Origin of the sequence: Actinophytocola sp. (genome assembly GCF_035762905.1) — a bacterium.
Lineage (GTDB): Bacteria > Actinomycetota > Actinomycetes > Mycobacteriales > Pseudonocardiaceae > DASYTH01.
On the sequence record NZ_DASUCC010000006.1, the window covers coordinates 1 to 12,511 of the forward strand.

8 protein-coding genes are annotated in these 12,511 nt (G+C 68.8%); 5 read left to right on the top strand and 3 right to left on the bottom strand.

Annotation, left to right across the window (positions count from 1 at the left end):
• Positions 1–666: 666 nt before the first annotated feature.
• Positions 667–2,268, bottom strand: coding sequence for a serine/threonine-protein kinase (locus tag VFV67_RS00460; RefSeq protein ID WP_326466320.1), 1,602 nt, complete (start codon positions 2,266–2,268; stop codon positions 667–669).
• 298 nt (positions 2,269–2,566) lie between these two features.
• Here VFV67_RS00460 and VFV67_RS00465 point away from each other — a divergent pair, with 298 nt between their 5' ends.
• The 3 genes from VFV67_RS00465 to VFV67_RS00475 all read left to right on the top strand — a co-directional run bounded on the left by VFV67_RS00465 (position 2,567) and on the right by VFV67_RS00475 (position 8,831).
• On the top strand, positions 2,567–6,130 hold the full coding sequence (locus VFV67_RS00465) for a discoidin domain-containing protein (protein WP_326466321.1): 3,564 nt from the start codon (positions 2,567–2,569) through the stop codon (positions 6,128–6,130).
• A gap of 99 nt (positions 6,131–6,229) precedes the next feature.
• A complete protein-coding gene (locus VFV67_RS00470; protein ID WP_326466322.1) occupies positions 6,230–8,200 on the top strand; it encodes a cellulase family glycosylhydrolase in 1,971 nt (656 codons plus the stop codon).
• Positions 8,201–8,426: 226 nt separating this feature from the next.
• A complete protein-coding gene (locus tag VFV67_RS00475) occupies positions 8,427–8,831 on the top strand; it encodes an Lsr2 family protein (RefSeq protein ID WP_326466323.1) in 405 nt (134 codons plus the stop codon).
• Positions 8,832–9,107: 276 nt separating this feature from the next.
• On the opposite strand, the gene VFV67_RS00480 is transcribed toward VFV67_RS00475, so the two are convergent.
• Positions 9,108–9,473 carry an anti-sigma factor antagonist gene (locus tag VFV67_RS00480; protein WP_326466324.1) on the bottom strand — a complete coding sequence of 122 codons (366 nt, stop codon included), beginning with the start codon at positions 9,471–9,473 and terminating at the stop codon, positions 9,108–9,110.
• Positions 9,474–9,497: 24 nt separating this feature from the next.
• Positions 9,498–9,707, bottom strand: a complete 210-nt coding sequence (locus VFV67_RS00485; RefSeq protein ID WP_326466325.1) for a hypothetical protein — start codon at positions 9,705–9,707, stop codon at positions 9,498–9,500.
• Positions 9,708–9,779: 72 nt separating this feature from the next.
• Here VFV67_RS00485 and VFV67_RS00490 point away from each other — a divergent pair, with 72 nt between their 5' ends.
• Both VFV67_RS00490 and VFV67_RS00495 read left to right on the top strand, forming a co-directional pair.
• Positions 9,780–10,448: an SRPBCC domain-containing protein gene (locus VFV67_RS00490; protein ID WP_326466326.1), complete on the top strand. Its 669-nt coding sequence runs from the start codon at positions 9,780–9,782 to the stop codon at positions 10,446–10,448.
• A gap of 1,617 nt (positions 10,449–12,065) precedes the next feature.
• Positions 12,066–12,511 (top strand): DUF222 domain-containing protein (locus tag VFV67_RS00495; protein WP_326466327.1); only part of this gene is annotated, 446 nt, incomplete at its 3' end.

Here is a 12,511-nt window from a genome sequence, read left to right on the forward strand (position 1 = left end):
CCCCAACCCCGCGAGTCCCCAGTCCCAGCAACCGAAACCCCAGTCCCAGCCCCGCGAGCCGCCACTTGGCGCGCCAATCCCCAGTTCCAGCAACCGAATCCCCAGCCCCAGCCCCGCGAGACCCCAGTTCCAGCAACCGAAACCCCAGCCCCAGCCCCACCAATCGCCACCTGGCACACCAATCCCCAGTCCCAGCAACCGAATCCCCAATCCCAGCCCCGCGAGCCGCCAGTTCCAGCCCCGCGAGCCGCCACCTGGCGCGCCAATCCCCAGTCCCAGCCCACGAAACCCCAATCCCAGCCCCACCAGTCACCACTTGGCGCACCGTCCCGGCGCCTGCGGCGCCGGGCCGCGCCGCAGGCGCGGCCCGGCCGCCGGCGGCCGGCCGGGCTCGAACCAGCGGTTCGCTTGCCAGAACCGACCCCTCATAGGTCCCGAACCGGCAACTCGGCTGCCAGAGACGGCAACTCGCCAAGCCCGGCGACGAACCTCGGCGAGTTCCCCATTCCCGTTCGCCCGAGCGCGGCGACGAACCACGGCGAGTCCCCGATTCCCGTTCGCCCGAGCGCGGCCACGAACCACGGCGAGTTCCCATTCCAGGCCGGCGAGTCCCCGTTTCCAGGCCGGCGAGTCCCACCCTCCGGCACCGCAAGCACCGGCGTTCGGCTACCGCACAGCACAGGTGCGCGCGGAGGCGCCGCGTTGGGTGGTGGGGTCGGCCAGGCCGATGGCGACGATTTGGAAGCAGTACTGGGGGGCGGCGGGGTCGAGGTTGTTGATGGTGTGGGTGGTGACACCGGCGACGATGGTGGCCAAGGGTTGCGGGCGGTCGCCGGTGACGTCGACGACGACGAACTGGGCTTTGCCGTTGGTGGGGTCGGTCCAGGTCAGCGTGATGGTGGCGCCCTGGTCGTCGACGCGGTTGAGGGTGGGGGCGAAGGCCGGGTCGCCGCCGGCCGGGATGGTGGCGCTGGGAGAGATCGAGAGGGACACGGATGGGGGCGGGGGCGTCGATGAGGACGGGGGGATCTGGTTGAGCCAGGTGGCGGCGAGGCCGATGGCGCCGCCGACGACCACGGCGGTAAGGGCGAGCACGAGGATGCGTAAGCGGTTGCGGGGACGGCGGACCCGGGGTGCCGCGCCCGGCGGGAGTGCCGGCGACCGTACCGGGGTGAAGGACACGGCAGGGTCGGGGTCGGTGATGAACCAGGCGGCGGGCAGGGACGGCGCGGGGTCGCCGGAGCCGGGGCCGAAGTCGGGTAACGAGGTGCGGTCGTCGGTGAGGCGGACGGTGAGCCCGGCCAGGTCGCTGCGCGGGCCGAGCATGGTGCGTTCGGAATCCAGGACCGGCGGGGCAGGCGGCGCCGGGTCGGCCACCGGGGTCGGGCGCGGGCCGAAGTCGGCGACCGGGAGGGACGGGGTCCAGCCGGGGGCGCCGGTGTCGACGGCGGAAAGGGCCGCGCGGAGGGCGGCGGCGTCGGGGAACCGGTCCTCGCGGCGCTTGGACAGGCACCGGGTGATGATCCCGGCGAGCTCGGGCGGCAGGTCCGGCCGGCGGACCGGGCGTGGCGGCGCGCCGCGGACCCGGTCCAGGTAGGACAGCATGGTGTCCTCGTCCGGGTTCTCCGTGCTGAACGGCGGCGCGCCGTCGAGCAGGGTGAACAGCGTCGAGCCGAGCGACCACAGGTCGTCGGCGGCGGCCGGCGACTGTCCGTCGATCATCTGCGGCGCCGCGTGCCGGTAGCTGACCATCTGCAGCGAGGTGGTGTGCCCGGCATCGGTCATCCGGGCGATCCCGAAGTCGGCCAGCACGTAGGACGTCGGCAGCAACAGGATGTTCTGCGGCTTGACGTCGCGGTGCAGGAACCCCTGTCCGTGCGCGAAGGCGAGCGCGTCGGCCACCGCGATCCCGGCCGCGGTCACCTCCTCCACCGGCAGCGGCCCGAGCTGGCGCAACCGGTCGTACAGCGACCCGAGGTCGTAGTACTCCATGACGATGCACGGCAGCCCGCTCGGCGCGGTGCCGGTGTCGATCACGGTGACGATGTGCGGGTGCGCCCGGCCGAGCCGCACGGTGATCTCCAGCTCGCGGCGGAACCGGGCCAGCCGGGCCGGATCGCCGACATTGATCACCTTGACCGCGACGTACCGGCCGAGCCCGTCCTGCCTGGCCCGGTACACGGTGCCCTCGCCACCCTCGGCGATCAGCTGAAAGTCGCTGTAACCCGGCAGCCGCATCTCCGGCGGCCCGGCGATCGGCACCGCCACGGTCTGATCTTGCGGGTTCGGCGCCCACGCACGCAGCTCCGCGTCCGAGAGCCGGTCCTCCCGTTTGCGTCCGGTCAGTGTCGATCCCCAATGCGAGTCGAGTTCGGCGCGGCCGATCCGCCTACCGTAGCCAGGGCGATCTTCGGGCTCAAGGCGGGTTCGGCGCCGCAACCGGGGGTGATTGGTCGGGCCGACCGGCCGTTGACGCGGGCGCAGGCGTTCTGTAACTCTTGTACTTCAACCCGCAAGAACTTCACTCATCATTGAAAGTTCCGGCTCACCCTGCGAGAGGAACGCAATGAAGCGCCTGATCTCGCGGCTGATCCCCGCGATAATCCTGATCGCCCTCGTCCCCGTCGCCGCGCCGGTCCAGCCCGCGGCCGCCGCGCTGGCCGCGACCATCACGGCCAGCAGCTTCACCCCGCCCTACGTCGCCGCCAACGCCGGCGACGGCGACCAGTCGACCTACTGGGAAAGCGCCAACAACGCGTTCCCGCAATGGATCCAGGCCGACCTCGGCGCCGCGGTCGCGGTCAACCGGGTGGTGCTGAAGCTGCCGGTGGCCAACTGGCCGGCCCGGACCCAGACGCTGTCCGTGCAGGGCAGCACGAACGGCACCAACTTCACCACCCTGGTCGGCACCGCCGGTTACCTGTTCAACCCGGCCTCGTCGAGCACCGTGCCGATCGACTTCGGCACCGCGACCCTGCGCTACGTCCGGCTGAACATCACCGCGAACACCGGCTGGCCGGCCGGGCAGCTCGCCGAGTTCGAGGTGCACGGCCCGGCCACCGGCGACACCCAACCGCCGACCGCCCCGGGCAACCTGGCCTTCACCGAGCCGGCCGCCGGACAGATCCGGCTGACCTGGACCGCGAGCACCGACAACGTCGGCGTCACCGGCTACGACATCTACGCCAACAACACGCTGCGCACCAGCGTGGCCGGAAACGTGTTGAGCCACACCGACAACCAGCCGGCCGGCAGCGCGGTCAGCTACTTCGTCCGGGCCCGCGACGCGGCCGGCAACCAGTCGGCGAACAGCAACACGGTGACCAGGCAGGGCACCGGCGGCGGGCAGAACCTGGCCGTGGGCAAGCCGATCGTCGCCTCGTCCTCGGTGTTCACCTTCGTCGCCACCAATGCCAACGACAACAACGTGACCACCTACTGGGAGGGCGGACCGGGCAGCTACCCCAACACCCTGACCGTGAGCCTCGGCGCGAACGCCGTGCTCAGCTCGGTGGTGGTCCGGCTGAACCCGGATCCGGTCTGGGGCCGGCGCACGCAGACCATCGAGGTGCTTGGCCGCGAGCAGAGCTCGTCGTCGTTCAGCACGATCGCCGGCGCCGCGTCGTACGTGTTCGATCCGGCGTCCAGCAACGTGGTGACCATCCCGGTCTCGGCCACCGCCGCGGACGTGCGGCTGCGCTACACCGCCAACTCCGGTGCACCGGCCGGACAGGCCGCCGAGTTCCAGGTGATCGGCGTCCCGGCGCCGAACCCTGATCTGACCGTGACCGCCCTGTCCGCCAGCCCGTCCGCCCCGGTGGAGACCTCCGCGATCACGCTGTCCGCCACCGTGCGCAACGCCGGCAGCGCGGCCTCGGCGGCCACCGGCGTCAACTTCTACCTGGGCACCGACCTGGCCGGCAGCGCCCCGGTCGGCGCACTGGCCGCCGGCGCCTCGGCCACCGTCTCGGCGAACATCGGCGCCCGCAACGCCGGCAGCTACCAGCTGACCGGCAGGGTCGACGAGGCGAACGCCGTCATCGAGCAGAACGAGACGAATAACAGCCTCACCAACTCGGCGCCGCTGGTGGTCACCCCGGTGGCCAGCTCCGACCTGGTCGCCGCGGCGGTGTCCTGGTCGCCGAGCACGCCGGCCGCGGGCAACGCGGTCAGCTTCTCGGTGTCCATCCGCAACCAGGGCAGCGTCGCCTCGGCTGCCGGGTCACACGGCATCACGCTCACCGTGCTGGACCAGAACGGCTCCGCCGTGCGGACGCTGACCGGCGCGCACACCGGGACGATCGCCGCCGGTGCCACGACCGGCCCGGTCGGGCTGGGCACCTGGACGGCCGCCAACGGCCGGTACACGGTGCGGGTGGTGCTCGCCGTGGACGGCAACGAGCTGCCGGTCAAGCAGGGCAACAACACCAGCAACCACACGCTGTTCGTCGGCCGGGGTGCGAACATGCCCTACGACATGTACGAGGCCGAGGACGGCGTGACCGGCGGCGGAGCCACGGTGATCGGACCGAACCGCACGGTCGGCGACCTGGCCGGCGAGGCGTCCGGCCGCCGGGCCGTGACGCTGAACTCGACCGGCAGCTTCGTCGAGTTCACCACGAGAGCCAGCACGAACACGCTGGTCACCCGGTTCTCCATCCCGGACTCGGCGGGCGGCGGCGGGATCAACTCGACGCTGAACATCTACGTCAACGGGAGCTTCCACAAGTCGATCAGCCTGACCTCGCGGTACGCCTGGCTCTACGGCGCCGAGGCGAGCCCGGGCAACTCCCCCGGCGCCGGGCCGCCGCGGCACATCTACGACGAGGCCAACGTGATGCTCAACGCGACGGTGCCGGCCGGCAGCCGCATCCGGCTGCAGAAGGATGCCGCGAACGGGACGAACTACGCGATCGACTTCGTCAACCTGGAGCAGGTCGCGCCGGTGGCCAACCCGGATCCGGCCCGGTACGCGGTGCCCACCGGGTTCTCCCACCAGGACGTGCAGAACGCGCTGGACCGGGTGCGGATGGACAGCACCGGGAACCTGATCGGCGTGTACCTGCCGCCCGGCGAGTACGCCACGTCCAGCAAGTTCCAGGTGTTCCTCAAGCCGGTCCGGGTGATCGGCGCCGGCCCGTGGTACACCCGGTTCGTCGCACCGTCCACTCAGGACAACACCGACGTCGGGTTCCGCGCGGAGTCGACGGCGAACGGTTCGGTGTTCGCGAACTTCGCCTACTTCGGCAACTACACGTCGCGGATCGACGGGCCGGGCAAGGTGTTCGACTTCAACGGCACGGCCAACATGACCATCGACAACATCTGGGCCGAGCACATGGTGTGCCTGTACTGGGGCACCAACACGGACAACACCACGATCCGCAACTCCCGGATCCGGAACCTGTTCGCCGACGCGATCAACATGACCAACGGCAGTTCGGGCAACCTGGTGACCAACAACGAGTCCCGGGCCAGCGGCGACGACAGCTTCGCGCTGTTCAACGCCCAGGACGGGGGCGGCGGCGAGGTGACCGGGAACACCTACGAGAACCTGACCTCGCTGCTCACCTGGCGGGCCGCCGGCATCGCGGTCTACGGCGGGAACAACAACGTGTTCCGCAACATCCACGTGGCCGACACGCTCGTCTACGCCGGGATCACGATCAGCTCGCTGGACTTCGGCATCCCGATGAACGGCTTCGGCAACCCGCCGACGCGGTTCGAGAACATCTCGCTGGTGCGCACCGGCGGGCACTTCTGGGGTGCGCAGACGTTCCCGGCGATCTGGGTGTTCTCGGCGTCGAAGGTGTTCCAGGCGATCCGGGTGAGCAACGTAGACATCGTGGACCCGACCTACAGCGGGGTCATGTTCCAGACCAACTATGTCGGCGGGCAACCACAGTTCCCGGTCCAGGACACGGTGTTCAGCAACATCTCGATCACCGGGTCGCGGGGCAGCGGTGACGCGCTGGACGCCAAGTCCGGGTTCGGCATCTGGGTCAACGAAATGCCCGAGGCCGGCCAGGGCCCGGCGGTCGGGTCGGCCACGTTCACCAACCTGACCATGAACAACAACCGGCTGAACGTCCGAAACACCACCTCGACGTTCGGCTTGACGATCAACTGAACCGGTTGATGACCGTAGGGCCGCGGATTGACAGCTACACTTTCGCTGCCCTACGGTCATTGTTCTTATCCGGTTCAGTCGACCGTTAGCGAGCGCGAAATGACGAAGCGCATCGCCACCGCGCTGGCCGCGGTGAGCCTCCTTGCCGCATTCAGCCCCGGAATCCCCCCGGCGGCCGCCGCCCCGTCCGAAGGCTTCGTCACCCGGCAGGGCAAGGATCTGCGGCTGGACGGCCGGCAGTTCCGGTTCGCCGGCAGCAACAACTACTACCTGATGTACAAGTCGCCGCGGATGGTCGACGACGTTTTCGCCGACGCCAGGGACGCCGGCTTCACCGTGCTGCGCACCTGGGGGTTCCTCGACATCGGCAACCAGGACGGGTCGAACTCGGTGCGCGGCAAGCAGGAGGGCATCTACTTCCAGTACTGGGACGGCGACTCGCCGGCCTACAACGACGGACCGGACGGCCTGCGGAAGCTGGACTACGTGCTCGCCTCGGCCCGCGCGCACGGCATCCGGCTGATCATCCCGCTGACCAACAACTGGAACGACTTCGGCGGCATGGACCAGTACGTGCGCTGGGCCGGCGGCGCGTTCCACGACGACTTCTACACCAACCCGGTGATCCGCGGCTGGTATCAGGACTGGATCAGCCACGTGCTGAACCGGGTCAACCCGCTGACCGGCCTGGCCTACAAGGACGACCCCACGGTGATGGCCTGGGAACTGGGCAACGAGCCCCGGTGCCTGTCCGCGGGCGCCTACCCACGCTCGCCGAACTGCACCACCGCCACGCTGACCGCCTGGGCCGATCAGCTCAGCCGGCACATCAAGTCCGTCGACCCGAACCACCTGGTCGGCGTCGGCGACGAGGGCTTCTTCTGCGACGACCCGGCGCACGAGGACTGGACCCGCAGCTGTGGCGAAGGCGTCGACACGCTGGCCTTCACCCGGCTGCCGGCAATCGACCTGATGTCCTTCCACATCTATCCCGCGGCCTGGGGCAAGGACCTGCCGTGGACCTTCGACTGGGTCCGCCGGCATGTTCGGGAAGCGAACAGGATCGGCAAGCCGGTGCTCTGGGGCGAGTTCGGCTGGCTGGAAAAGGCCACCCGAAACACCGTCTACAAGACCTGGACCGACATCTTCGACCAGGAGGGCGGGGACGGCTGGCTGTACTGGATCCTGTCCGGAATTCAGGACGACGGCACGCTCTATCCGGACTTCGACGGGTTCACCGTGTACTGCCCGTCGCCGGTCTGCCGGACGCTCACCAATGCCGGCGAGGAATTGACCGGGCCGCAGCGTTCCCGGCCGCCGGTGGCCGACCATGACGCCGCGGTGGTCGAGTTCAACCAGCCCGCTCGGCTGAGCCCGACCGGCAATGATGTCGCATACCGTACATATCTCCAGCCGGCCACGATCGACCTCGATCCGAGCGTGTCCGGACAGCAGCGCGGCGTGACGGTGCCCGGCGGTGCGTTCGCGCTCGCGGCGGACGGCACGGTCACGTTCACCCCTGCCGACGCTTTCGTGGGCCGGGCCACAGCCCATTACACGGTCCGGGATGCCGCCGGGCGCACGTCAAATGTGGCCGATCTGACCGTAACGGTGAAGCCGGATCCGACCGCGGCGATCCCAGTTGCCACATTCGAGGCCGGAACCGAAGGCTGGGGGCCGGGCAACTGGATGCCGGACGCCGGAGCGGTGGACCGGACCGCGGACTTCCACCCGGAGGGCGCCTTCGGGCTGAACCTGGCGGTGACCGCCGGGCACTGGTTCGGCCGCGTGTTCGCCGAACCGCTGAACCTGTCCGGCAAGTCCACGGTGGCCTTCGAGCTGCGCACCGGCTCGAATGGATCTTCGGTGGCACTGGCGCTGCAGATGGGCAACGACTTCACCTGGTGCCAGAGCTCATTCCCGTTCATCGGACCGGACACCACCACGACGATCAGGGTGGACCTGCTCACCGACTTCTCTTGCGGCATCGAAGGTCTCAGCGACGTCCGCGCCCTGTGGTTGTTCTTCGCGCCCGGCTCGTACGACATCGACAACGTGCGCGCGTTGTAGGGCCATTGCCCGAAATAACGGTCGCGTGCGGCTCGTCCACATGGAACCGCGAAAAGTGCAACTTGCAGTCCTAACGCCACGGTCCTTGTGCAACCCGTTATAGCCGGAGATCGTCATTGCGGTAATACTGTTGTATCCTCGCCGCAGCAGTCACTCCCACGTTCGAATGTGACGCAGACAACATGCACGTTTACAGTTCCGGCTACGAACTGAGGTATAGAAGAGTATGGCCCAGAAAGTCATCGTTGAACTGGTGGACGACCTGGACGGCACCGCGTCCGACGACATCAGCACCGTCAGCTTCGGCCTGGACGGTGCCGAATACGAGATCGATTTGACCGAGGCCAACGCGGAGCACCTGCGCGAGGCCCTGGAAGCCTATGTCGCCGCCGCCCGGCGGACCGGCGGGCGCATCAAGCGCGGTACCCGTCCGGGCACCGCGACGTCTCGGCCGGCCGCAAGCCGTGACCAGACCCGGGCAATTCGTGAGTGGGCCCGGGAGAACGGTTTCGACTTGGCCGACCGCGGTCGCATCCCGGTGAACGTGATCGAGGCGTTCGACGAGGCGCAGACCACCACGGAGAAGCCGAAGGGCCGCCGGAAGGCGAAGAAGCCCGCGTTCTCGGCCTGAACCGTTCCGCTCTCGTGCCGCCCGCCTGCCGGCACGGGGTAACGGGGTAACGCACCGAGCCCCGCGATGGATCACGTCCGTCGCGGGGCTCAGGCCGTAGATTTGTCTGTGTCGTTGGAGTCGATACCCACTCCCTCCGGTCTTTTGCCCTTCGGCGAGGAAACATCGCAACCCGCCGACCAGGTTCCCGCTCCCCGCTGGGGAGTTCAACCGCCATTCGGGGGCGTACGGCCGGTTCGCTCCGCCGGGCGCTTTCGATGGGAAACCCTTGGGGGTTCAGCCGGCGTTGAGCGCGGCCTCGACGGTCGGGTACAGCTCGAGCACCGCGTCCAGGCCGGTCAGCTCGATGGGCAAGATCACGAGGTTGTTGCCGTCGAGCACGATGCGCAGCGGCCGGTCGTGTTCCGCGGCGTCCCGGGCGGCTCCGGCCAGCGCGGCGAGGCCGACCGAACCGAGGAACGTCACGCCGCCGAGGTCGACGATGATCGCGCCGCCGGAGGTGTGGTCCAGGCTCGCGGCGATGGCATCGTGCAGCTGCGGCGCCGTGAACAGGTCGATCTTGCCAACGACGCGGAGCACCAGGGCGTCGTCGACATCACGGCGTGTGACGTGGATCGGCCATTCCGGGTGCCGCTCGTGCACACCTACGACGCTACCCGCAATCCGTCATTGACGGCGTTCGAGCGCCGCGACCACGCATCGGGCGGCGGCCACGACCGACACGGCGACCAGCAACAATGGCCACCAGGCGACCATGGCGACGGCGAGCAGAACGGTCAGCACGGCCGCGGTCAAATACAGTGCGGCCAGCAGAAACCACCCCGCGGCCGGCTGCCAGAGCCAGGCCAACAGAGTGCGATCGATCCGGCGGAGCATGGAGTTCACCCTTCCGGGCGGCACAGGGAGTATCGCCGGCCGGCATTGCCGAGTTACGGGACGATCGTGCGGGTGGGCAATCCCGACAAGGCGCGCGCCGATCGTGACCGTGCCAGGCTGGTGACCATGACGAGCGAGAACATGAGCCCGTCGCAGGCGCGGGTGTCGTCCGAGACGGTGCGCGAGGCGACGGGTCGCGGCTGGTCGGAGTGGTTGGAGCTGCTGGACGAGGCCGGGGCGGTCGAGTGGGATCACCGGCGGATCGTGGCGTACCTGGAGGCGGAGTATGCCGAGCTGACCGGCTGGTGGCGGCAGTCGATCACCGTGGGGTACGAGCGGGCGCGGGGGTTGCGGGCGGTCGGAGAGACGTCGTCGGGGTTTCAGGTGGGCGTGCAGCGGGCGGTCCCGGCTACGCCTGATGAGGTGTTCGCCCTGCTGGTGTCGCAGCCGGAACTATGGTTGGGGGAGAAAATCGTGGTGGAGCCGGGGGTTCGGTTCGCCGGCGGGGAGATTCGGGTGGTGAAGCCGGCGGATCGAATTCGTTGGAAGTGGCAAGCCGCGGGATGGGACGCCGCGGCGACGCTGCAGTTGACGATTCTGACGTCGAAGTCGGGGACGACGGCGGTGCACGTGCAGGTCGAGAAACTGCCGGACACCGTGGCGCGGGAAGCGATGCGGGCGCATTGGCGAGGGGTGTTGGAGAAGGTGGCCGGGGCGTTGGTTTCCGAGGACGCTGAGTGAGGGTGTTCGAATTTGGTGCACCTGGTCGGGGTGGGGTCCGGGGCGGGCCGGGAGCATAAGGCACCGCGTCTCCTCGTCAAGGCACGGCCGGCTGCTTGTGCACTCGATTCTGTTAGGTGCCTTGACAAGGAGCCTCTCGCGGTGCCTTGGGCCCCCGAGGGGCAGGGCGAAGCCCTGCCTGTTCACCCCGCCCCGCCCCGGACCCCGAACACCACGCTCCCGATTACCCTGAGTTCGCCACTTGCTGGCCCGGGCCCCGAAGTCCACACCACCCGAGTTCCCTGCCAGCCCCAACACCCCAGCTCCCGACCAGAGCACCCGAATCTCCAGCCCCCACACGCGAATTCCCGACCACAGCGCCCCGAACTCCCAACCCCAACACGCGAATCCCCATTCCCAACACCCCGAGTCCCCAACCTCAGCTATCGACCTACCAGTTCCAGCACCCGAGTCGCCACCCCCACACCGAAAATGCCAACCCCAGCAGACGAGCCACCAACCCGTATTCCTCAACGCCAACACCCGAATTGCCAACGCCAGCACACACGTAGGGGACCCCAACACTCGAATTCCCGACCGCAGCAACTGAAATCTCGGCCCCAACACCGAGTCACCGGCCCCAGCACCCGAATCGCCGCCCAGCCGCCGAATTGCCGACCCCAACTCGCCCAGCTGACGTGGGTCAACCCCCGCACCCGAGTCGCCGAGCCCGGCACCCGAGTCACCGAGCCCGGCAACTGAACTCCCAGCCCCAGCAGCCGAGTTACCGACCCCAACACCCGAATTCCCCACCCGGAACAACTGAACTCTCGGCCCCAACACCCGAATCGATGGCCCCAGCAACCGAATCGCCGCCCAGCAGCCGAATTGCCGGCCCCAACTCGCCCAGCTGACGTGGGTCAACCCCAGCACCCGAGTCGCCGAGCCCGGCCACTGAACTCCCAGCCCCAGCACCCGAGTCACCGAGCCCGGCAACTGAACTCCCAGCCCCAGCACCCGAGTTACCGACCCCAACACCCGAATTCCCGGCCGGAGCAACTGAACTCTCGGCTCCAGCATCCGAGTCGCAGTCCCCAGCAATCGAATTTCCGACCCCGCAGCCGAGTTGCCGAGCCCAGCGCCTATCTGGCCGCCCCGACCCCAGCGCCATGTGGCTGAGCCCAGCGCCGATGTGGCTGAGCCCAGCGCCCGAGTTCCCAAGCCCAGCGTCCCAGTTATCGAACCCAGCGCGCGAGTTGCCGATCCCGGCAACTGAGTTCCCCGTTGCAGCGGTCGGGTTGCCGATTCCGGCCACCGAATCCCGGTTCGGGGCCTGTCCGCGACCGGGTGGGTCTGGCAAGGTGAGGTTGGCTGCCCGGTGCACGGTTGTGGGCAGGCCCGCGCCCGGTGTTCGTGTCCGAGGCGGGCTGTCCACAGCCGGGCTGCGGAACGCCGGGCCCAGCCCTGCCACGGTGCCCACCCCGGGCGTTCCGACGCCGCCGGGTACCCCCGCCAACCCAGCAAAGATGTCGCTGCGCCGCACGTCGGAAACCACGCGAATGGCACCATCATCCGTCGAACACCTGATCGAGTGAACAAATCTAGGAAACCGTCGAACCGGTCGATAGAATTGCGGGTGTGAGCGCAGTCCAGGAATACCCGGCCCTACGCGGTGCCGAGCTCCCGGCTGCGCTGACAGAAATCTTCACCAGAATGCGCCGGGACTATGCCGCCGCGCTGGACATCATCAACGACATCGCCCAGCACCACACCGAATTGTTCACCGGGTATGCCAGCCCGGCCCGATACCTGGCCGAGCTGGTGCGGATCACCACCCGCAAAGCCACCACCCTGATCACGCAGGCCGAGCAGATCGCCGTAGCGGTCACCCCGACCGGGCATGTCGCGCCAGCCCAACTCCCCATCGTGCGGCAGGCGGCACGGGCCGGGGTGCTGGATGCCGACCACCTCGAAGCGATCGCCGAAGCGGTCGCAGCCGTACCAGAGTGGGCCGGAGCAGAAAACAGGCAGGTGGTGGAGTCCGCGCTGACCCACACCGCGCGCACCTCCGATGCGCGGGTGGT

What these genes read in the sequence shown, in the direction of transcription:
- VFV67_RS00465 (WP_326466321.1), top strand. Translation starts at nt 2,567, where the DNA reads ATGAAGCGCCTGATCTCGCGGCTGATCCCCGCGATAATCCTGATCGCC.
- VFV67_RS00470 (WP_326466322.1), top strand. Translation starts at nt 6,230, where the DNA reads ATGACGAAGCGCATCGCCACCGCGCTGGCCGCGGTGAGCCTCCTTGCC.
- VFV67_RS00475 (WP_326466323.1), top strand. Translation starts at nt 8,427, where the DNA reads ATGGCCCAGAAAGTCATCGTTGAACTGGTGGACGACCTGGACGGCACC.
- VFV67_RS00485 (WP_326466325.1), bottom strand. Translation starts at nt 9,707, where the DNA reads ATGCTCCGCCGGATCGATCGCACTCTGTTGGCCTGGCTCTGGCAGCCG.